The following is a 21,831-nucleotide window of genomic DNA, read 5'->3' as shown; positions in this document are numbered from 1 at the left end:
CCTCCGTCGGGACTTCGGTTTATCGAGGGCGGTGACTTCAGAGGGGAAGGGCGGTTTCGGACAGACCTTCCGGCGCGTTGCGGCGACGGAACCACTCGGTGCCGAATGCCGCGGCGAGCTGCTCCGTCGGCATTTCGAGGAACGGGCCGAAATCGCCGACCTGGGTCGCGTGTGCGTACATGGCCGCGCGCTTGGACGAGATCACCGAACTGACATCGACGGCGGTGGTGAGTTGGTCTGCCGGAAGCCCGAACGATTCGATGTCCGGCGGCTGCGCCTCTTCGGTCCACTCGGGGTTTGCCTGCATCAGCATCTTCATGTGATCGCGGTTGGTGGACGCCTCGTAGACGAACGGCGTGCCTGCGAGTTCTGCGGCCCGGACGCCGACATGGTGGACCTGGATGTGATCCGGGTGCCCGTATCCGCCGTTGGGGTCGTAGATGGTCAGGACATCGGCGTTCTCTTCACGAAGAACCTCGGCCAGACGCTCGGCGGCCTTCTCGACGTCGACGTTGCAGAACGCTTCCGGATTCTCGTTCTCGGGCGTACCCACCATCCCGGAATCCGGGTAATGCAGGGACACGACGCGATTGGCGCCCAACGCGTCGGTGGACGCCTCGAGTTCACGGCTGCGGCGCTGAGCCAACGTCTCGTATTCGTCCAACAGGCCGTCGGGGAATTCACCGAGAGCACCGTCGGTAGCGGTGACGACTACGACGCGGTGACCTGCGTCGGCGGCCATTCTCATCACGCCACCCGTAGTGAAAACTTCGTCATCGGGATGGGCGTGGAAACACACCAGGACACTCATTCGCGCAATCGTAAGGCAAGTTACCGACAGGTCAACCCGAGCGCACAGTGAAAACGATTTGTCGAGTCGGCCTCGGCTCTGTGAACCTTGTTCAGTGCACGAGAAGCTGACATGAGCGAATCCACCAACAAAGGCCTGCTGAGCGCCTACCGCGAGATCTTTGCCGCCCCCGGATCGGTCGCCTTCTCAGCCGCCGGATTTGTCGCAAGGCTGCCGATCGCCATGATCGGCATCGGAATCGTGACGATGATCTCGCAACTTCGTGGTGACTACGCGCTCGCCGGCGCGCTCGCCGCGGTTTTTGCGCTCTCGTCGGCGATCATCGCGCCCGCGGTCTCACGTGCGGTCGACCGCTTCGGCCAGCGTGCGGTCCTGCCGATTGCCGCAGCCGTGAGCGTCACGGCGATCGGGGCGCTCTTGCTCGCAGTGCGGATGGAAGCTCCCGATTGGCTGCTTTTCGTTCTGGTCGTCCCCGGCGGCGCCACCCCGACGATCGGCGCGATGATCCGCGCCAGGTGGGTGGCGATCTATGTCGGAAAACCTCAGCTGCGCACCGCCTTCGCCTTCGAATCCGTGGTGGACGAACTCTGTTTCGTGGCGGGCCCCGTCATTTCGGTCGGCCTGAGCATCGGGCTCTTTCCCGAGGCGGGACCCCTGGCGGGACTGATTCTGCTGGTCACCGGAACCCTGCTGCTGGTCATACAGCGCGGAACCGAACCGAAGGTGCATCCGCGCCGACCCGGCCGCGGACGGTCGGTTCTCGGTAATCACGTGATGTGGATCGTCATCGTGATCATGGTGATGCTCGGAACGATCTTCGGCGTCATCGACGTCGGCGCCATCGCGTTCACCCAGGAACAGAATTCGCCGGGATCGGCGACGCTGGTCCTCGCGCTTTTCGCCGGCGGTTCGGGAATCGCGGGACTGATCTTCGGGTCGATGCACCCGGCGCGATCACTGCGCGGGCAGTTGATGATCGCGTCCTCCGCGGTCGCCGTTCTCAGCGTCCCACTTCTCCTGGTCGGAAACGTGGCCGCACTCGCGGGTGCGTACGTGCTGGCGGGCGCGACCGTCGCACCGACGCTCATCATCGCGACAGCCCTGGTCGAACAGATCGTCCCCCCGGAAAAGCTCACGGAGGGAATGACCCTGACGGTCACCGGCCTCGGCGTCGGCGTGGCGCTCGGGTCTGCGCTGGCCGGGCAACTGATCGACCGCTACGACGTCTCGTCGGCGTACATGCTCGCGGTCGGCGCTGCAGTCGCAGCCTCTATCGTGACGGCATGTCTATTCGTGAAGCCGTCAGCGTCGACGGCACGTCCATCGTCTATCGAGTAACCGGAAATTCGGCGGGGACCCCGCTGGTGCTGCTGCACGGCTGGGCTCAGTCGTCGCAGTGCTGGGGCGAGCAGGTCCTCGCGGACCTGGCTGCGGACTACCGCCTGATCGCTGTCGATCTGCGCGGCCACGGTTACTCCGATGCTCCCGAAACCGGATACGACGACTCTGCGAACTGGGCCGGCGACGTCGCGGCCGTTCTCGCGGCAGAAGGCGTCGCCGAGAACGCGATACTGCTCGGCTGGTCGTACGGCGGTCTGGTGATCTGCGATTATCTGGCAGCGCACGGAACCGGTGCGGTGGCGGGTGCGGTTCTGGTCGGTGCGATCACCAGCATCGGCCGCGGTGAGAAGGGCGGCAAGGTCGGCTCGGCGATGCGTAGCGCGGTTCCCGGCGCGATGTCCGAAGATCCCCGCGAGGCGATCAGGGCACTCGGCGCTTTCGGCAACGCTCTCACCGGCCCACCCGAGGGCAAGGGTGCAGCGTCGCAGGCCTTGTTCGGGTACAGCCTCTCGACCCGTCCGCGGGTACGAGCAGCATTGTTCAACCGTGCTGTCGCTCACGACGACTTGCTGCGCAACCTGGATATCCCCGTTCTCGTTCTGCACGGAACCGAGGACTCCGTCGTCGACGTGAGTGCAGGTAAGCACGCCGAGGAACTGATTCCCAAGTCCCAGGCGTCGTACTGGGAAGGCTGCAATCACGGCCCGTTCGTGGAGGATCCGACACGATTCGTGTCCGAAGTGCGAACCTTCATCTCGAGCCTCGGTTAGAGTTCGCGCCCGGTGAGGGGGCAGTATGGAGTCGTGACGCCCATGCACATTTCGCGCCCTCGCCGGGTGGCCGTTCTCTCGGTCCACACCTCGCCATTGGCGCAACCCGGCACCGGTGACGCGGGTGGGATGAACGTCTACGTTCTGCAATCCGCGATTCAGCTCGCCAAACGTGGCGTCGAGGTGGAGATATTCACCCGCGCGACGTCCTCGGCCGACGCGCCCGTGGTGGACGCCGCTCCCGGAGTGCGGGTTCGGAACATCGCAGCTGGTCCCTTCGAAGGGCTGGACAAGGCGGATCTGCCGACTCAACTGTGTGCCTTCGTCGCGGGCGTTCTACGGGAGGAAGCGCGACACGAGCCCGGGTACTACAGCCTGATCCACTCGCACTACTGGTTGTCCGGGCAGGTCGGCTGGCTGGCTCGCGACCGTTGGGGCGTCCCCCTCGTACACACTGCCCACACCCTCGCGGCGGTGAAGAATCTTTCGCTTGCCGAGGGAGACACCCCGGAGCCGGCAGCACGTCAGATCGGCGAGCAGCAAGTAGTCGCCGAGTCCGATCGCCTGGTCGCCAACACCACCGACGAAGCCAAGGCGCTGCACGAGTTGTACGGCGCAGATCCCACGCGTATCGACGTCGTGGCTCCCGGCGCCGATCTCACCCGCTACCGACCGGGCGATCGCGATTCCGCCCGCGCGTCGTTGGGGTTGGACCCGGGCGAGATCGTCGTGACTTTCGTCGGCCGCATCCAACCGCTCAAAGCGCCGGACGTTCTGCTGCGTGCTGCCGCCGAAGTGATCAGCCGCAGCCCCGGGTTGCCGTTGCGCATCCTCGTCGTCGGTGGACCGTCCGGAACTGGTCTCGCGCGGCCGGACGTGCTGATCGAACTTGCACGATCACTCGGCATCACCGCGCAGGTGACGTTCTTGCCGCCGCAGGCACCGGAGCGTCTCGCCGATGTGTACCGTGCCTCGGATCTGGTTGCGGTGCCGAGCTATTCGGAGTCCTTCGGGTTGGTCGCCATCGAAGCTCAAGCCTGCGGAACTCCCGTGATCGCCGCCGACGTCGGCGGACTGGGAGTAGCCGTACGCAACGGGGAGACAGGCCTGCTGGTTCAAGGACACCGCACCGAAGACTGGGCCGGCGCCCTCGAATCTTTGGTGACAGCGCCGACGCGCTTGGCCGCACTCGCCGCGCAGGCACCGCGTCACGCCGAGAATTTCTCGTGGGAACACACCGCGGACGGTTTGCTCGAGAGCTATCGCAAAGCCGCAGTCAACTACAACAACGGAACCGGTCCAAGCGACTTCTCGCCCCGCCGTGCGCGGGGTCTGTGGCGTCTGCGCCGGACCGGGGGAGTGCGTACATGAGCAGCATTTCGGACACCATCGAGCAGGCCCTCACCGAGCGCGAACTCGAATTCACCAGAAAAGACGACGCGCATTTCATCGTCGAACTTCCCGGTGAACACAAACTCAAGACGTCGACTCTGCTCACCGTCGGCAATCACGGTGTGCGGGTCGAGGCCTTCGTGTGCCGCAAGGTGGACGAGAACTTCGAAGGCGTCTACAAGTTCCTGCTCAAGCGCAACCGTCGTCTGTACGGGGTGGCGTACACACTCGACAAGGTCGGGGACATCTACCTGGTCGGCAAGATCGCGGAGCATGCCGTGACCGGCGATGAACTCGACCGAGTGCTCGGTCAGGTTCTCGAAGCCGCCGACGGCGATTTCAACGTCATCCTCGAACTCGGCTTCTCCTCGTCCATCAAGCGTGAGTGGGCATGGCGGGTGTCGCGAGGCGAGTCGCTGGCGAATCTCGAACCGTTCAAGCACCTCATCGAGGAGGAGCCCGCGCAGAGCTGATCGAGCGGGGTGAGACACATCGCGGATGTGTCACGTAAAGTGGCCTTTACTTGTGACTGTCGTCACGGAATAATACTGTTCCCGTGAGTCACAGTAAGTTGGTCACACCACCCCGCCGCGCAACTTTTCGAGGAGCACAGTGAGCTTCAAGAGTCCGTTCCCCGACGTTGAAATCCCCAACCTCAGCGTCTACGACTTCCTGTTCGGAAATACCGACCCCGCAGACCTCGACAAGACGGCATTCGTCGAGGGCAGTTCGGGCGCAGTCACCACATACGCTTCGCTGATCGCACAGATCAACGGCGTTGCAGGCGCTCTCGCAGCGCGCGGACTCGCCGTCGGCGACGTGGTCGGGCTGCATTCGCCCAACGTCCCGGCCTTCGGTTCCGTCTTCCACGGCATCCTTCGTGCCGGTGGCGTCGCGACCACGATCAACGCGCTCTACACCGCCGAGGACATCGCCAAGCAGCTCACCGATTCCAAGGCCAAGTTCCTCTTCACCGTCTCGCCGCTCCTGCCGCAGGCAAAGGCAGCTGCTGACCTGGTCGGTATCCCGGCTGAGAACGTCTTCGTGCTCGACGGTGCCGAAGGCCATCTGTCGCTGCGAGATCTGCTCGGCGAGGGCGCAGCGGCGCCCGAGGTCTCCTTCGATCCGGCTACCCAGCTCGCGGTGCTGCCGTACTCGTCTGGCACCACCGGCCGACCCAAGGGGGTCATGCTCACCCATCGGAACCTCGTGGCCAACGTCTGCCAGATCATTCCGCGGATGGGCATCGAGACCGACGACAAGATTCTCGCGGTCCTGCCGTTCTTCCACATCTACGGCATGACTGTCCTGCTCAACGCTGCGCTCTACCGCCGCGCGAGCCTCATCACGATGCCGAAGTTCGATCTCGTCGAGTTCCTGCGGATCGTCGCCGAGCAGAAGTCGACGTACATCTTCGTCGCACCGCCCGTTGCCGTCGCGCTGGCAAAGCACCCGCTTGTCGATCAGTACGACCTCTCGAGCGTGCACACCATCTTCTCCGGTGCGGCCCCGCTCGACGCGGCGCTCGGCAAGGCCGTCGCCGACCGGTTGAACTGCCACGTCCGCCAGGGCTACGGCATGTCCGAGATGAGCCCGGTCTCGCACGCGATCCCCTTCGATCGTGACGACATCGCCCTCGACACGTGCGGTCCGACCATCGCCAACATGGAATGCAAGCTCGTCGACCCCGGAACGGGCGAAGAGGTCGCGTACCCGGCTCTCGGCTCGGACGGCGTCAGCGAGCCCGGCGAACTGTGGTGCAAGGGCCCGAACATCATGCTCGGCTACCTCGGCAACGACCAGGCCACCAAGGACACCCTCGACGACGACGGTTACCTGCACACCGGTGACATTGCGACCGTCGACGGCGACGGCGTCGTCAAGATCGTCGACCGCCTCAAGGAACTGATCAAGTACAAGGGCTACCAGGTTCCCCCGGCGGAACTCGAGGCCTTGCTGCTGACCCACCCGCAGATCGCCGACGCCGCCGTGATCGGCGTGCTCGACGCCGAGGGCGAAGAGGTCCCGAAGGCATTCGTCGTGCTCCAGGGCGGCGCCGAGTTGACCGAAGCCGATGTGATCTCGTTCGTCGCCGAGCGAGTCTCGCCGCACAAGAAGGTTCGCCAGGTTTCGTTCATCAGCACCGTGCCGAAATCCGCGGCCGGAAAGATCCTCCGTAAGGATCTGCGAACTGCGGAAGTAGCCCCGAGCTGATTTCCGGACAGGGTTGATCAAGAAGGGTTCCGGTACTCGTGCCAGGATGAACGCCATGAGTATCGGAACCCTGGTCCTGCTCCGCCACGGCGAGAGCGAATGGAATGCACTCAATCTGTTCACCGGCTGGGTGGACGTACACCTGACAGACAAGGGCATGGCCGAGGGCAAGCGCGCCGGCGAACTGCTCGCCGAGCACAACCTGTTGCCCGACGTTCTCTACACGTCTCTGCTGCGCCGCGCGATCAGCACGGCCAACCTCGCACTCGACGCCGCCGATCGCCACTGGATCCCGGTAGTGCGCGACTGGCGTCTCAACGAGCGCCACTACGGCGCTCTGCAGGGCAAGAACAAGGCGCAGACCAAGGAAGAGTACGGAAACGAGCAGTTCATGCTCTGGCGTCGTAGCTACGACACCCCGCCGCCCGCCATCGAAGCCGGCAGCGAGTACAGCCAGGACACCGATCCCCGGTACGCGAACCTCGACGAGGTTCCCTTGACCGAGTGCCTGCTCGACGTCGTCAAGCGTCTGATCCCGTACTGGGAGGACACCATCTCCCAGGAGCTGCTCGCCGGCCGGAACGTGCTGGTCACCGCGCACGGCAACTCGCTGCGTGCATTGGTCAAGCACCTCGACGGCATCTCGGACGAGGACATCGCGGGCCTGAACATCCCGACCGGAATCCCGCTGCGCTACGACCTCGACGAGAACCTGAAGCCGCTCAATCCCGGCGGCACCTACCTGGATCCGGAGGCCGCAGCTGCCGGCGCCGCCGCGGTGGCGAATCAGGGCGGAAAGTAGCAACCCGATGATGTGCGTCGAGGCCCCCCGAACAGTGTTTTCGGGGGGCCTCGGCCAACAACAGATGAACGACGAACCAACGCCGTCCACCTGGCGGATTACGCGGGCGGGAACGTCCGAACCCGCCGTAACCGACACTTCGCGCGAACGTACGATTGCGCCGTGAGTGTCGTGATTGCAGTGCTGCTGGTCGTGGTCGCCGGCTTGGTCGGCTACCTCGTCGGCGGGGTGCTGGTACCCAGGCTGTCGTCGCGCCAGAGTCAGCGCTCGGACGAACAGACCGGGCTCACGATGTCTCAGGTTCTCGACCTCATCGTGTTGGCTTCGGAAAGTGGTATCGCCGTCGTCGACGGTTTCCACGACGTCGTGCTCTTCAACCCTCGCGCCGAGGAACTCGGCCTCGTCAAGAATCGTCTGGTCGACGAGCGAGCTTGGCGGGCTGCTCAGGAAGTTCTGCGGACGGGCCAAGCCGTCGAGGTCGATCTGACGGCGCAGACCGCTCAGCGCGGCCGCGACAAGATCGCGGTACGTGGCACGGCCCGGTTGCTCAGCAAGGACGATCGCAATTTCGTGGTCCTGTTCGCCGATGACGATTCCGAGCAGGTCCGCATGGAGGCGACGCGACGCGATTTCGTCGCGAACGTCAGCCACGAACTCAAGACGCCGGTCGGCGCGATGAGTTTGCTCGCGGAGGCACTGCTCGAATCTGCTGACGACCCGGAATCGGTGCGGCACTTCGGCGAACGGGTGCTGGGCGAGTCGATTCGTCTGGGCAAGATGGTCACCGAGTTGATCGCACTCTCGCGCCTCCAGGGCGCCGAGAAGCTGCCGGATCTCGACGTGGTCGACGTCGACACCGTGGTGTCCGAGGCACTGTCGAGGTCGAATCTGTCGGCCGAGGCCGCCGGGATCACCGTCACCACCGACCATCCGAGTGGGCTGGAAGTACTCGGGGATCAGACTCTCCTCGTCACAGCATTGTCCAACCTCATCGAGAACGCTATTGCTTACTCGCCCAAGGGTTCTCCGGTGTCCGTCAGTCGGTCGGTACGCGGCGACAACGTCGCGATCGCAGTCACCGACCGAGGAGAAGGCATCGCGAAAGCGGACCAGGAGCGAGTGTTCGAGAGATTCTTCCGCGTGGACAAGGCGCGGTCACGGCAGACCGGCGGAACCGGTCTGGGGCTGGCGATCGTCAAACACGTCGCGGCCAATCACAACGGCTCCATCGAACTGTGGAGCAAACCGGGAACAGGGTCTACCTTCACGTTGCAGATACCGGCACACGTGGAGTCGGACGACGACATCGACTCTGACGACGCGGGAACCGCCGGTTCCACGCGGATCGGCAGACGAGAACAAGGCAGTAGAGAAAACGGCATGGAGGCCAAACGATGACGAGTGTGCTGATCGTGGAGGACGAGGAGTCCTTGGCGGACCCGCTGGCGTTCCTGCTCCGCAAGGAAGGCTTCGAGACCACCATCGTCAACGACGGACCGTCGGCGTTGGCGGAATTCGATCGCTCCGGAGCGGACATCGTCCTGCTCGACCTCATGCTGCCCGGCATGAGTGGCACAGACGTCTGCAAGGCGCTGCGGTCGCGCTCCGGCGTTCCCGTCATCATGGTGACGGCGCGTGACAGTGAGATCGACAAGGTCGTCGGCCTGGAACTCGGCGCGGACGACTATGTGACCAAACCGTATTCGGCGCGCGAGCTGATCGCCCGCATCCGTGCGGTGCTGCGTCGCGGGGTGGAGAACGAGGCGGATCTCGCCTCCGACAACGGGGTGCTCGAGGCCGGACCGGTACGGATGGACGTCGAGCGTCACGTCGTGCAGGTCGCCGGTAACCCGGTGACATTGCCGCTCAAGGAGTTCGACCTCCTCGAGTACCTGCTCCGCAACTCCGGCCGGGTGCTGACCCGTGGACAGTTGATCGACCGCGTCTGGGGCGCCGACTACGTCGGTGACACCAAAACCCTTGACGTACACGTGAAGCGGTTGCGTTCGAAGATCGAATCGGATCCGGCCAAGCCCGAACACCTGGTCACGGTCCGAGGATTGGGCTACAAGCTCGAAGCGTGATCGAACCTCGAGACGAATTCAGCCGCCCACACGATCGTGTGAGCGGCTGAATTCTTTTTGTCTACGTGGAGTCAGCCCTGAGCTTTGTTCTGAGCGATCGTGGTCGCCGGATGGACTGCTATGAGGCCGAGGCCGGCGCGACGCCTGCAGAGGCGAGCCAGCTCGTCGTACGCACGCTTTCCGAGAAGCTCTGTCAGTTCCGGCCCGTAGGACTGCCAGACCTGCCGCTCCCCGACATGAGCGTCGGGGGAGCCGGAGCAGTACCAGGCGAGGTCGTCGCCGCCCTCACCCCAGCCGCGGCGGTCGTACTCGGTGATCGTGGTCTTGAGGATCTGAACGCCGTCCGGCCGGTCGACCCAGTCCTGGGTGCGGCGGATGGGTAGCTGCCAGCACACGTCCGGCTTCACCTCGAGCGGCTCGATGCCCTTCTTGAGCGCCATGGAATGCAGTGCGCAGCCCTCACCGCCGGCAAAACCCGGCCGGTTGAGGAAGATGCATGCACCTTTGTAGCGGCGGGTGCGCAGCGCGGGCTCGTCCTCGAGGTCGTCTTCTTCGACGTAGCCCTTCTTGCCGAGACCCTTTTCCATGAACTGCCAGTCTTCGGCTGTGAGCATTTTCACTGACGCATCGAGCTTGTCCTGATCCTCCTGATCGGAGAGGAAAGCGCCGTGCGAGCAGCAGCCGTCGTCCGGGCGGTCGCCGATGATGCCCTGACACGCCGGCGTGCCGAACACGCAGGTCCAATGCGAGAGCAACCACGTCATATCAGCGGAAATGAGGTGCTCGGAGTTGTCCGGATCGACAAATTCGACCCATTCGCGCGGGAAATCGAGATCGACCTCGGGGCTCGGAGTCATCTTGTGGGACCGGTCTGGGTTACCTGCTGTCACAAGGGCCGACGGTAGACCCAGTAACGTGGCGATGTGCGACTAGGGGTACTCGACGTCGGAAGCAATACCGTCCATCTATTGGTTGTGGACGCCCATCGGGGCGGCCACCCAACACCCATGAGCTCGACCAAGTCCACGTTGAGGCTGGCAGAAAACACTGACGACCGCGGCGATATCACCACGTCAGGGGCCGATCGCTTGGTGTCGACGGTCTCCGAATTCGCCGGTATCGCCAAGACGTCCGGGTGCGAGGAAATGATGGCTTTTGCCACTTCCGCCGTCCGTGACGCCAACAATTCCGAAGCTGTGCTCGGCCGCGTCCGCGCCGAGACCGGAGTCAATCTCGAGGTTCTCTCCGGGGTCGACGAAGCCCGCCTGACCTTTCTTGCCGTGCGCCGCTGGTACGGCTGGAGCGCCGGACGCATCCTGAACCTGGACATCGGCGGCGGCTCGCTCGAACTCACCGCAGGCGGTGACGAGGATCCGGACGTCGCCTTCTCACTGCAACTCGGTGCGGGACGGTTGACGCGCGACTGGCTACAGGCCGATCCGCCGGGCAAGCGCCGGGTCGCTGTATTGCGCGACTGGCTGGACGCGGAGTTGGTCGGACCAGCCAAGGAACTGCGCGCCGCCGGCGACTGGGACCGCACGGTCGGGACCTCGAAGACCTTTCGATCGTTGGCTCGGCTCACCGGCGCGGCCCCTTCTGCCGCAGGCCCCCGGGCAAAACGGACCCTGACTTCCAGCGGACTCAGGCAACTCATAGCCTTCATATCCAGGATGACGGCAGCGGACCGTGCAGAATTGGAAGGAGTGAGCTCGGATCGGTCACAGCAGATTGTGGCCGGCGCGCTCATCGCAGAGGCAACCATGCGGGCGCTCGGAGTGGACGAACTGGAAATTTGTCCCTGGGCACTGCGTGAGGGTCTGATTCTGCGAAAGCTCGACACAGAAATGGGCGGTGAATTGGTGGTGAGTGCTTGATGACCGAGGACAGTCAGCAGATTTCCGTAGCGGAACTGCTCAAGCGGAACGGTCAGAGCGTCGAATCCCGAGGTGGACGACGCCGGCGCGGCGTAGCCGGTGGCATCTCCGTCGCCGAACTGACGGGTGAGATCCCGATCGTTCGCCAGTCGGGATCGCGCGCGGCCGCCGAGCCAGAGTCGGCCGAACCAGCAGCCCAGCCTGAAGCAGCTGCGCCAGAAAACGCTGCACCTTCTGCGCCGGCCGAGGCTGTCGCGGAAACCGCCAAGTCAGCCGAACCGGCACCGAAGGTTCCCGCCGACCGCACCGCAGCCTTCGCCGTCTCGTTCGACGACGACGATGACGATGACGAGCCGCAGGCACCCAAGGCCGAGTCGAAGCCGGTTGCCACACCGCCGGTCACCACCCCGCCAGCGACCGCTCCGAAGCCGACTTCCACACCTTCGCCGGGACAGACCTCGAAGTCCTCGCCCGGACAGTGGGTGAGCCGGGCACCGCTCAACTCCTCGTCGCCGACGCAGGTAACGCAGGAACCAGCACTGCTGTCGGGTCAGACCCTGGCGGGCGACCTGATGCGTCAGGAGCGCGCTGCAACGCAGTCGCCGTCGTTGCGTCCGCCGATCCTGCCGCCGCGTGTCCCCACTCCTGTCGTGAAGGCACCTGCACCGACTGCTCCTGCTCCGGCCGCGCCGGAAGAGAGCACCGAACTGATCGACAAGATCGCAGACGCGGATGCCGGCGAGGCCGAATCGACCGCCGTTGTCGATCTGGTCAAGGCGCCGGCTGTCGATGACAGTGCAAAAAAGTCCAGTGCCGCCGCGGAGTCCGATGTCGAAGCCGAACCGGTAGCGGAAGAGGCAGGCGAGCGTAACTCGATCCGTGAATGGGCAGTGCTTGCCGGTCAGGTGGTTGTTGCACTGATCGTCGGCGGCGCGATGTTCAAGGGCTTCGAGAAGCTGTGGGACATGCTGCCGTGGGTGGCGTTGGTGCTCGCGCTGATCGTGATCGTCGGCTTGGTGGCCGTCGTGCGGGTTCTGCGCAAGACGGACGACATCACGAGTTTCGTGATCGCGGTGGTCGTCGGCATGATCGTGACGCTCGGTCCACTGGCGTTCTTGTTGACCTCGGGTTGATCGGACGATGATCGGGGGATCGCAGCGCATGGTTCGTCGGCCGATAGCCGTCGGTTTGTCGACGGCCTCGGTGTATCCGGAGAACACGGAAGCAGCATTTCGCTACGCCGCTGATCTCGGATACGACGGTGTCGAACTGATGGTGTGGGCCGAATCCGTGAGTCAGGACATCGGTGCTGTGGCTGCCCTCGTTCGCAAGTATGCGATTCCGGTGCAGGCCGTGCATGCGCCGTGTCTGCTGATTTCGCAGCGCGTGTGGGGTTCCGATCCGGTCGAGAAGCTCGAGCGTTCGGTACGCACTGCCGAAACCTTGGGAGCGTCGACGGTGGTCGTCCACCCGCCGTTCCGGTGGCAGCGCAAGTACGCCGAAGGCTTCGCGGAACAGGTTGTCGATCTCGAATCGAAGAGCAGCGTCGTGGTGGCGGTGGAGAACATGTTCCCCATGCGCGCCGACAGCTTCTTCGGTGGCAAGGACAAATCCGCGGAGCGGCTGCGTAAACGTGGTGGTCCGGGGGCAGCGTTGTCCGCGTTCAGTCCGTCGTACGACCCGACCGATTCCGATCACGCTCACTACACACTCGACCTGTCGCACACCGCGACGGCGGGCATGGATGCCTTGGAGTTGGCCTCCCGTATGGGCAAGGGGCTCGAGCACCTGCACCTGGCCGACGGTCGCGGGGCGTCGATGGACGAGCACCTGATTCCGGGGCATGGCTCACAGCCGTGCGCGGAGTTGTGTCAGCAATTGGCTGCGAGCGAATTCAGCGGCCAGGCTGTCATCGAGATCAACACGCAGAACGCGCGCACCCGGCGGGAGCGGTCGTCGATGCTGGCGCAGGCGCTCGCGTTTGCACGCGAGCACCTGGCACGCTCAGCGGTGGCCGGCAAGTAGCGCAGCTTCGAACTGCGCGCGTACCTTCTCGACGTGTGCGTCGAGGTCTTTGGTCTCCCAGCCTTCGGTCGAGATGGGATCGAGCACCGAGACGTAGACCGGGCCTGGATGGGCGACAAGCGAATTGCGCCACATCCGTTCACCCGCATTGTGAATCACCACGGGCACGATCGGCACACCGGCTTGGATCGCCAAGTGAAATCCGCCCTTCTTGAAAGGGCCCAGGCGTGGCGTCGGAGAACGGGTGCCCTCCGGAGCTATGACTATCGAGACACCATTCTTGAGCTTGTCGACTGCCGGTTGCAGCGCAGCCTTCGCTTTTGTGGTGTCGGTGCGGTCGATGTAGGCGACGTCGAGCAGTGCACCGACGGGCATGAACCGTGGATCGCTTGCCGCTTCCTTCTTCGCGACGCCGGTCACGTCACGCTTGATCACAGTTCCCAGGACCAACATGTCCAGGGAACTCTGATGGTTGAACATGAACACCGCCGGGCGGTGGTCCCACACGTTGTGCTCGCCGTCGATCTCGACGTCGATGCCGAGCAGTGAGAGCGAGATGTCGGGGCCGTAGGTGCCGACCAGGTTCGCACCCAGTTGACGGTTGCCGGTGACGATGCCCGCCGACGCGCCGAGGGCGGCGGTGGCAGCAAGCGCACCCATGGCGGTTGCCGTTCGGATCGTCGAGATCGGTGTTGCGCCGCGTTGCGGTTTACGCAGGCTGACCGAAGGCCAGTGATTGCGCAACGCGATCCTGGCCAGACCACGATCGGGATTCAACGCGACAGGTCGCCCGACGGCCTCGAGCATGAAGACGTCTTCGACACCGTTGGAGTACGCAAACGCGTTCTTCAAGTCGGCGCCCATCTTCTCGGCATAGCCCGCAAGCGCATTGGCCTTGGCCGGCCCCCACAGAGCGGGCGAGGACAGTTCGCCGGTGAGCATGCCGTCGACGACTTCGGGTTCGGTGCACAGCACGTCTTCGATGTCGAGATCTTCGGCGACGTACTTGGCCTGGAACGGAGTCGCCGACGTGGCCATCACGATCGTGTGGCCGGCTCGCCGGTGCGCCGCCAGTAGCCCACGGGCTTCCGGGTAGATCATCGCGGCGATCTCCTGCTTGAACAACCGTCGGCCCCAGTCGTTGAGTTCCTCGACGGTACGGCCGCCCAGGGCGCGAACGCCGATGTCCATCAGCGCTCCGACATCAGCGCCACGGAACTGGGTGTCGATCGCGGCGCCGGTGGTGCGCAACAATTCGCCGACGCTGATATCCAAGCGTCGCAGGCGGTCTCGGTACACAACGCTGGCCGAGTACCCGCTGATCAACGTGCCGTCGAGGTCGAAGGCGGCGATCGTTCCGGGCCCGGGAGGCGCGGCTTCGATGGCGGAGTGCAGACGCTCGAGTCCGGTCACAGTCCTACTTCCTCGTTCTCGGCGGGCGCTCGGTTTGCTTCTGGAATGGTCACTATTGCTGCGGCGTCGGGCACGGGCATTGCCACCTGATCGAGCCGTGCATGCGCGAGTGCTCGGATATGGCGCAGACGTTCGACCTGGACCTTGATCTCCGCGGCAAACGCCAGGCGCCTGGCCCGGACTCCGTCGTCGTCGACTTCGATCAAGTTACGGTTGCGCGCCAAATTCAGTGCAGTGGCGAACAACTCACCGGAGACCGATTCGTTGCTGGCGATCTGCTGCCGCAGGCGACGCTGATGTGCGACGTCGATGCAGTTGCTGATGAAGGACTTTTCGTCGAACGACGTCGAAATCGGCGCGAGCACAAGCTGATCGGCGACAACCTGGTACGCCTCGAGGAACGGTTGCAGCACTCGGTGCGCGAGGTACGGCCGCACCGTCTCGATCATGTGCTCGGTTCGTTTGTCGGCGGCCATGACGGTTTCCCACTCGGGATCGATCAGGGTCAGCTCGGTTCGCATCTCCTGCTCGAACGTGTCCCGGTCGCTGAAGAAGAACTCGAACTTCATCAGGTCGCGGATGCGCTTGGCCTCGGCCCAACCGTCTCCGACGGGATCCTCGAACCGCTCTTCGACGGCTGCCTGGAGCACGAGTTCGGTGATGGCACGCACGACGAGAAAGTGAATTGTGTTGTTGCGGTAGAAGGCAGCAACAAGGTGCTGGTCCTTGCCGAGGTAGAAGACCTGCTCGCCGCCGCGATCGAAGCGCTCGAGCACACCGGAATCGACGTGTGTCTGCAGCGCCTTCTCGATGACACGCGGATCGGACAGTTCGACGTCGCCGGCGATCGGAAGATTTCGCGCGGTGATGTATCCGAACAGCGGCGTGAGAATCGCGGTGAGTTCACGAACTGTCAACGCCCGGTCTTCGATTCCGAGGAACGCCAACATCGCCAGTGAAGACACGGTCACCGGTGTGACCTCGTTGATGCGGTGACACACCTCGATGCCGGCCTTTTGAATGGCGAGGCGCTGATCGGTTTCCTGGCTGAGTGCATCCGCGAGTGAGAGCGGCCGTCCGATGGTCACGTGCGCGACGCCGTTGCGTTTTCCCTGTGCGCGTACGTAACCCACCATCCAGCGCAGGCCTTCCGGTGTCTTCTCGGCGCCGAGTGCCTCGGCAGCCATTGCCCCGACCTCGTAGAGCTGGTCGTAGCTCAGCGCGACGGGGACGAGGTACACGTCGGATGCGCCGCTGACCTGAAAGGCCTTGGTCAGGTAGGTCAGGAGACCGAAGCGCGGTGGGCGTAGTTTGCCGGTACGCCCGCGTCCACCTTCGATGTACCACTCCAGATTGAAGCGTTTGGTGAGCAGGTAGCGCATGTACTCGTGCATCGACCACTTGTAGACCTCGTCGTTGCCGATGCTTCGACGAATGAAAACGGTGCCGCTGCGCTTGAGGATCGAGCCCATGGGCCAGAAGCTGATGTTGAGGCCGCCCATGACGTGATTGAGCGGCAAGCCGTTCGCGATCAACGCCGGACGCAGGACGAGGGGATCGAGGTACGAACGGTGACTCGGGAGGAAGACCAGTGAGTGTTCCTTGTTCAGCTCACGGAGTTCCTCGAAGCGGCTCGTGTCCACGTCCAGCTTGTAGGCGCGAGCGAAGTAGCGGCCCAGGCGATCCCACACCGCGATGGCTTGGCGACTCTGGGTGGCAACCATTTCTTCGAGAGCTTCACGGGCGCGGCGGTCGACTTCGGCGACGGCGATGTTCAACCGGTCGGCCAAAGCCATCACCTCGGTGGTGAACCGGCGGGTGTCGGTGATCTCGTCGACGACGAACCGCGACACCTTGTACTGGCCACCCAGAAGGCCCAATTCGGCGCGCTCGAGTGCGAGGGCGGCCTGCCGTCGGATGAACTCGGGTAGTGAACCGCCACCGCTCTTTTCGAGGCGACGCTCGAGATCGCTCAGTGGTGCTGGTTCACCTTCGATGACCTGGCACCGTGAGGGGTCGGTGCGCAGGGTTCTGCGTTGCGCACCGCGTCCGGGGTGGAGGGGATCGCGTGGTGCCAGCGCATCACGCAGTCGCACCGCGACATTGTGTTTGGTATGGGTGTCCGGAATCCATACCACGCGAAGCGGTGCGAGCATCGGGTCGTCGGTCCGTGCCGCCAGTTCTGCCAGGGTCTTGTCGGTGATGTTCACGGTGACCGGCCGAGTTTCGGATGAGGTTGCCTTGTCGGCAAGCCACTTTCGCAGCACGCCGGCTTCGGCCTCTGTCATGGTTTCGGTGAGGTACACGCGCGGGTTGGTCGTGTTCTCGCTCATGACTCACGCACCTTCCGTTGTGACTCCGAGAGCCACGATCTCGTCCAGGCTCTCCTGCAAGCACTGCATCAGCAGCGCGGGCTTCGTGATCGCGGCGGTGTCGAGATTGATTCCGATGCAGCACACCCCGACGTGGGAGACCAGTGTCGCCATCGCCGCGCAACCGGGCGCCGGGCCGAATGGGAACATCCGCTCGATCTTCGCTCCGGCGAGATAGACCGGTACCGGTACGCCGGCGACGTTGCTAGCCTGCAGGTCCAGTCCTGTCGACTGGGACAGATACCAGTTCGCGAGTAGATAATTCGGCAGGCGAGCGAGGATCGGGGCGGCGACGTCGATAGCGTCCAACGCGGGTTCCTCACGCAGACCCAGAACGATTTCTCGCACCTGCCTGATGCGTTTGGCCGGATCCGTTTCGGCGACCGGGCCGTTGAAGCGAACGGCTGCAAACCGGTTGCCGCCGTTGGCATCCGCGCCGGTGCGCATGCTGATCGGCATACCCATCGGGATGCTCTCGACGGATTGTCCGAAGGCTTCGTGGTAGCGATGGAAGCCGCCGAGCAAAGCGGCGACGTAAGCGTCGTTGAGTGAGCCGCCGGCAGCTTTTGCTCCGGCCTTGAGCTCGGGAACACCCACTTCGAGAGTTCCGAACCACCGTCCGAGACCACGATCGTGGAGCAGGGGGGAACCGGAACGAGCTGGGGGAGTGACGATCTTGCGGAGTGAATTGGCGTACCCGAGGACCTCGGAAGCCGTGCTGAACGGACTCGAGATCGCCGTGGTCGCAACATTGGTGGCGCCGCGAACCAGCTTGGCGATACGGGATGGCGCACGCCGGATCTCGCTGACGACCTCCTCGCCGAATGCACCTACCGACGACAGGTGCTCCGGAGCCGGCGGTGTGCGGTCTGGCTTGTTCGGAGTGGGATCCGGGCGCCTGCTGTGCAGCAGCGTCATCATCTGGATGCCGCCCATGCCGTCGGTGATGGAGTGGTGAGTCTTGACCACGAACACGGCACGACCGTCGTCGAGACCCTCGATGAGCAGCGCGCTCCACGGCGGCCGAGCCTTGTCGAAAGGTTCGGTCGCAAGGTGACGACACATGCGCAGTGCGTGATCGAAGTCCGCTGGTGCGGGCAAGCGGACGCGTCGTAGGTGGTAGCCGATGTCGAACTCGGGATCAACCGACCACACCGGATTGCCCAGTTGCATCGCCGGTTCCACCGCGCGCATACGAATACGCGGAACCACGTGCGATGCCCACTCGACTGCGTCGAGAAGTCGATCCCAATCCGGAGCTCGATCGAGAACCTCTACCGCAACGATCGGTGAGCGCAGTTGCGGCTGCGCCTCTTCCATCCGCCACATGCCCGTCTCGAAGTCGGACATCGTGCGGTTTGCCCCCCAGGCAACCGCGGAAAGGTCGACGTCGACCGCGCTCGGAGGAACAAATGGATTGCTGTTGGCCATACGTCAAGAACTCCCTCGGTCTGCGGATCCACCCCGCGCATCTCTGCTTCTAAGTGTGGACCCGTGACAGTGGGCGCGTCCCGGTTTCGGTGTCAGCCGACAGGTGTGACGTTCGTCAGTTAAGGGCTAATCGGACATGCCTGGAAATTCGACCAGCGTTCACGAGGTGACGCCGACGGCTTTCAGAGCTATCTCGCGGTAGAGAACACTGACTTCGCGCGGAGTCTGCGGTCCGTCGAGTCGATACCAGAGGACGACGGACTGACACATGCCCAGCAGTGCGCGGCCCGTTCCGGTGATGTCCGGGACCGTGAACTCACCGCTGTCGACGCCTGCCGTCAAAACGTCGACGAGTAGATTCTCGAGCTTCTTTCGTTTGGCGGCGTAGCTCTTTCGTTCGGCGTCCTCGAGGTACCGCAGTTCGGAATCGAGGAACGCGATGTCGGAGCGACTGGTCATGTGCAGAACACACGCCTCGACGAGATTGCCGAACTGTGCCGTCGGCGACGGTCCGGCAGCGTCGACCGCAGCGCTCGCGCGTGCGGTGACGTTCTCGATGCCCGGTTCCATCAGCGCGACGAGGATGCCTTGTTTGTTGCCGTGGTGGTAGTACAGCGTCGGCACGGTGACACCGGCACGTTTTGCGATGTCACGAACCGACGCTCCGTGGTAACCGAGTTCGTGGAACACCTCGAGTGCGGCGGTGAGCAGGGGAGTCAGCGTCAGTGGTTCGACGATGCGCCACTGTTCGTCGGGTTGAGCCCCCGACTGCAAATCCGTCATTCCGCCTGTTCGCTCCGTTCGGAAATTTCTCGTGGTGTGCGCAGAGAAGGTTCAACCCTAGCGCAAGGCGTGTCCTGCCTACCGATGCTCGGCCACCATTGGATAGCATCACTATCCAGTGGTGGCCCGAGCGAGTTGGACGGAGGAGCGGTGAAGGTTTCCGAATTGGCCGCACAGTCCGGCGTTGCATTGGCCACGATCAAGTACTACCTCCGTGAAGGTCTGCTGATGCCTGGTGAACCGACCAGCGCGACGGGAGCGAGGTACGGCGAACAGCACGTCCGGCGACTCGCGTTGATCAGGGCGCTGGCCGGGGCGGGACTCGCGATTCCACGGATTCGTGCGGTGCTCGAATTGGTGGACAGTGACGATCGATCCGAATTCGAGACTTTCGGTCGCGCGATCGCGCAACTACCGCCCTACGTCGATCCGGTGCCGGATCAACAGTTCCCCAGAGCTCGCAAGGTTCTGGAGTTTCTCGGTCAGGTCTACGAGCCGAGGTACGTGGCGGTTGCTCACCTCGAGCGTGCACTGATCGGTCTCGAGGATGCCGGACTGAGCCTCTCGGACGAGCGATTGCGCGCCTACGGCGACCACATCCGAGGAATTGCCGAAGTGGAAATCGAGCTGATGCCCACCAGTACGACGAAGGAGGGCGTTCGCCATGCCGCTTCGACCGAGGACGGCATTCGCTATGCAGTCCTCGGAACCGCCATGTACGAACCTGTCCTGACAGCATTGCGACGCTTGGCGCACCAGGACTTGGCCGCACGACATTTCCCGCAACACCGAGAAAGCACCGAACAGGAAAATCGATGAGCACCAGTCCCTTTCAAGATCTCAATCGCCTCACCTCGCTCGGCGACGGGCGATACACCGCAACGATCGATCCGATCTGGACCATCGGGCCGAAAGTGCACGGCGGCTCCATGATGGCTGTGTGCGCCGCTGCCGCGCGTCAATGTCTGCGAGACGGCGCAGGTGAGAACGACTCGCTTCTGAAGATGCAGCCACTCGCGGTGAGCGCCAACTATCTGTCCGCCCCCGACCCCGGTGAAGTCGAATTGGAGGTGATCGTCCGAAAGCAGGGACGCCAGGTCGCGTTGTTCGACGTCGAGTTGAGCCAGGCGGGACGCAGCGCTGTTCGTGCGGCGGTCACGCTCGGATTCCCCGATGACGGCGACCCCACCTTCGTCACTGCCTCGTCGATCGACGACATGTCACCGGAACCGCCGGAGAGTGCGGTGGCCGTCATCGGCGATCACCCGATGGCGCAGGTCGTGCACGTCGGGCAGGGCTGCGACATGCGAATCGACACCACCTCGGCGCACTTCCTGACCGGCAGTCAAGGCGAGGCCGAGGTCAGGATGTGGGTTCGTCCTCGACCCGAGGACGAGAACGACATCGACACCGCTGTGCTGTTCGCGATCATGGCGGGCGACATCAGCGCGCCCGTGACGATGAACCGCGGCCTGTTCGGGTGGGCGCCGACCGTGCAGTTGACGACGTACCTGCGCCGACTGCCGACGCCGGGATGGCTTCGCGTGCGGGCAAGCTCGGATGTTCTGGGCAGCACGTGGTTCGAAGAGGATCATGCTGTTCTCGATTCGACGGGCGCAGTCGTCGTACAGAGCCGACAATTGGCGATGATGCCCCGCTAGGGTCGATCGCTGCGGCCGTGGCAGGCTGTTCGCCATGACAAGAATTGCGATTATCGGTGGCGGCAAGATCGGCGAGGCGCTGATCTCCGGGCTGTTGCAGGCCGGCCACGCCATCAAGGATCTGGTTGTCGCCGAGCAGTATCAACCTCGCGCAGACGAATTGATCGCCGAATACTCCATCCGCGTCAGCACGATCGCCGACGCCGCCGAGGGCGCAGACGTCATCGTCATCGCGGTCAAGCCCGGCGACGTCGAATCAGCGCTCACCGCGTTGACGAAGGTCGATCTGGACGGCGACCTCGAGCAATTGATCGTTTCCCTTGCGGCGGGTATCCCGACCGGGTTCTTCGAAACGCGTCTGCCCGCAGGGTTCCCGGTCATCCGCGTCATGCCGAACACCCCCATGCTGGTCGGGGAGGGCGTGAGCGTTCTCTCGCCCGGACGGCACGTCAAGGCCGAGCATCTCGAGCTCGTACGCGGCATCCTCGGCAGCGTCGGCAAGGTGGTCACGGTTCCCGAATCGCAGATCGACGCGGTCACTGCTGTCTCCGGTTCCGGCCCGGCCTACTTCTTCTTGGTTGCCGAAGCGATGATCGATGCGGGAGTCGGTCTCGGCCTGACGCGCCCGGTCGCTACCGAATTGGTGGTGCAGACGATGGTCGGCTCCGCAGCGATGCTCGATCGCACCGGCGACAGCGCGACGGATCTTCGCGCCGCGGTGACGTCACCGGGTGGAACGACGGCTGCGGCACTGCGTCAGCTCGAAGCGGGCGGCCTGCGGACGGCGTTCTTCGATGCCTTGGATGCCGCCAAGTCGCGCTCGGCCGCGATGGGTTCAGCTGCGGAATAGTCGTCCGT

20 protein-coding genes are annotated in these 21,831 nt (G+C 64.0%); 14 read left to right on the top strand and 6 right to left on the bottom strand.

Going from position 1 to position 21,831, the window contains the following annotated elements:
- Positions 1-37: 37 nt before the first annotated feature.
- Positions 38-811, bottom strand: coding sequence for a PIG-L family deacetylase (locus B0E55_RS15435; RefSeq protein ID WP_019744397.1), 774 nt, complete (start codon positions 809-811; stop codon positions 38-40).
- A gap of 111 nt (positions 812-922) precedes the next feature.
- Between B0E55_RS15435 and B0E55_RS15430 the strand changes: the two genes are divergently transcribed.
- The 8 genes from B0E55_RS15430 to B0E55_RS15395 all read left to right on the top strand — a co-directional run bounded on the left by B0E55_RS15430 (position 923) and on the right by B0E55_RS15395 (position 9,414).
- On the top strand, positions 923-2,149 hold the full coding sequence (locus tag B0E55_RS15430; RefSeq protein WP_019744396.1) for an MFS transporter: 1,227 nt from the start codon (positions 923-925) through the stop codon (positions 2,147-2,149).
- On the top strand, positions 2,095-2,922 hold the full coding sequence (locus tag B0E55_RS15425; protein WP_080909988.1) for an alpha/beta fold hydrolase: 828 nt from the start codon (positions 2,095-2,097) through the stop codon (positions 2,920-2,922). The genes B0E55_RS15430 and B0E55_RS15425 overlap by 55 nt, the downstream gene beginning before the upstream one ends.
- Before the next feature lie 42 nt (positions 2,923-2,964).
- A complete protein-coding gene (gene mshA / locus B0E55_RS15420) occupies positions 2,965-4,293 on the top strand; it encodes a D-inositol-3-phosphate glycosyltransferase (protein WP_080909987.1) in 1,329 nt (442 codons plus the stop codon).
- On the top strand, positions 4,290-4,787 hold the full coding sequence (locus B0E55_RS15415) for a YbjN domain-containing protein (protein WP_003941943.1): 498 nt from the start codon (positions 4,290-4,292) through the stop codon (positions 4,785-4,787). Before mshA ends, B0E55_RS15415 begins: the two co-directional genes overlap by 4 nt.
- A gap of 139 nt (positions 4,788-4,926) precedes the next feature.
- Positions 4,927-6,528, top strand: a complete 1,602-nt coding sequence (locus B0E55_RS15410) for an AMP-binding protein (RefSeq protein ID WP_019744393.1) — start codon at positions 4,927-4,929, stop codon at positions 6,526-6,528.
- A gap of 46 nt (positions 6,529-6,574) precedes the next feature.
- On the top strand, positions 6,575-7,330 hold the full coding sequence (locus B0E55_RS15405; protein WP_003941992.1) for a phosphoglyceromutase: 756 nt from the start codon (positions 6,575-6,577) through the stop codon (positions 7,328-7,330).
- A 162-nt stretch (positions 7,331-7,492) separates the two neighbouring features.
- Positions 7,493-8,728 carry a sensor histidine kinase gene (locus B0E55_RS15400; RefSeq protein ID WP_019744391.1) on the top strand — a complete coding sequence of 412 codons (1,236 nt, stop codon included), beginning with the start codon at positions 7,493-7,495 and terminating at the stop codon, positions 8,726-8,728.
- Positions 8,725-9,414 (top strand): response regulator transcription factor, encoded by a 690-nt coding sequence (locus B0E55_RS15395; RefSeq protein WP_003942020.1) that lies wholly within the window; start codon positions 8,725-8,727, stop codon positions 9,412-9,414. Before B0E55_RS15400 ends, B0E55_RS15395 begins: the two co-directional genes overlap by 4 nt.
- A gap of 71 nt (positions 9,415-9,485) precedes the next feature.
- On the opposite strand, the gene B0E55_RS15390 is transcribed toward B0E55_RS15395, so the two are convergent.
- Positions 9,486-10,271: a hypothetical protein gene (locus B0E55_RS15390; RefSeq protein WP_003941928.1), complete on the bottom strand. Its 786-nt coding sequence runs from the start codon at positions 10,269-10,271 to the stop codon at positions 9,486-9,488.
- A gap of 66 nt (positions 10,272-10,337) precedes the next feature.
- Here B0E55_RS15390 and B0E55_RS15385 point away from each other — a divergent pair, with 66 nt between their 5' ends.
- From B0E55_RS15385 to B0E55_RS15375, 3 genes are read left to right on the top strand one after another with little or no spacing between them, the layout of a single operon-like run.
- Positions 10,338-11,288, top strand: a complete 951-nt coding sequence (locus B0E55_RS15385) for a Ppx/GppA phosphatase family protein (protein ID WP_080909986.1) — start codon at positions 10,338-10,340, stop codon at positions 11,286-11,288.
- Positions 11,288-12,421, top strand: a complete 1,134-nt coding sequence (locus B0E55_RS15380; RefSeq protein ID WP_080909985.1) for a hypothetical protein — start codon at positions 11,288-11,290, stop codon at positions 12,419-12,421. The genes B0E55_RS15385 and B0E55_RS15380 overlap by 1 nt, the downstream gene beginning before the upstream one ends.
- Positions 12,422-12,428: 7 nt before the next feature.
- Positions 12,429-13,313: a sugar phosphate isomerase/epimerase family protein gene (locus tag B0E55_RS15375; RefSeq protein WP_020968928.1), complete on the top strand. Its 885-nt coding sequence runs from the start codon at positions 12,429-12,431 to the stop codon at positions 13,311-13,313.
- Here the strand turns inward: B0E55_RS15375 and B0E55_RS15370 are convergent.
- The 4 genes from B0E55_RS15370 to B0E55_RS15355 all read right to left on the bottom strand — a co-directional run bounded on the left by B0E55_RS15370 (position 13,293) and on the right by B0E55_RS15355 (position 19,312).
- Entirely contained in the window at positions 13,293-14,726 is a 1,434-nt protein-coding gene (locus tag B0E55_RS15370; RefSeq protein ID WP_019744387.1) for an HAD-IB family hydrolase, read from the bottom strand. The genes B0E55_RS15375 and B0E55_RS15370 overlap by 21 nt on opposite strands.
- Positions 14,723-17,059, bottom strand: a complete 2,337-nt coding sequence (locus B0E55_RS15365; protein WP_080909984.1) for a glycerol-3-phosphate 1-O-acyltransferase — start codon at positions 17,057-17,059, stop codon at positions 14,723-14,725. Before B0E55_RS15365 ends, B0E55_RS15370 begins: the two co-directional genes overlap by 4 nt.
- A 3-nt stretch (positions 17,060-17,062) precedes the next feature.
- Positions 17,063-18,529, bottom strand: coding sequence for a wax ester/triacylglycerol synthase domain-containing protein (locus tag B0E55_RS15360; RefSeq protein WP_080909983.1), 1,467 nt, complete (start codon positions 18,527-18,529; stop codon positions 17,063-17,065).
- A gap of 159 nt (positions 18,530-18,688) precedes the next feature.
- Entirely contained in the window at positions 18,689-19,312 is a 624-nt protein-coding gene (locus B0E55_RS15355; RefSeq protein ID WP_019744384.1) for a TetR/AcrR family transcriptional regulator, read from the bottom strand.
- A 150-nt stretch (positions 19,313-19,462) separates the two neighbouring features.
- Between B0E55_RS15355 and B0E55_RS15350 the strand changes: the two genes are divergently transcribed.
- From B0E55_RS15350 to proC, 3 genes are read left to right on the top strand one after another with little or no spacing between them, the layout of a single operon-like run.
- Entirely contained in the window at positions 19,463-20,131 is a 669-nt protein-coding gene (locus B0E55_RS15350) for a MerR family transcriptional regulator (protein WP_080909982.1), read from the top strand.
- The gene (locus B0E55_RS15345; RefSeq protein WP_020906772.1) at positions 20,128-20,973 is read left to right on the top strand and encodes a thioesterase family protein; all 846 of its coding nucleotides are present in this window, start codon (positions 20,128-20,130) and stop codon (positions 20,971-20,973) included. Before B0E55_RS15350 ends, B0E55_RS15345 begins: the two co-directional genes overlap by 4 nt.
- Positions 20,974-21,007: 34 nt before the next feature.
- Positions 21,008-21,823 carry a pyrroline-5-carboxylate reductase gene (gene proC, locus B0E55_RS15340; protein WP_019744381.1) on the top strand — a complete coding sequence of 272 codons (816 nt, stop codon included), beginning with the start codon at positions 21,008-21,010 and terminating at the stop codon, positions 21,821-21,823.
- Positions 21,824-21,831: the final 8 nt, after the last annotated feature.

The organism is Rhodococcus sp. 66b, from assembly GCF_002076325.1.
GTDB classification, from domain to species: domain Bacteria; phylum Actinomycetota; class Actinomycetes; order Mycobacteriales; family Mycobacteriaceae; genus Rhodococcus_F; species Rhodococcus_F erythropolis.
This window is presented reverse-complemented; position numbering and strand designations above follow the sequence as displayed.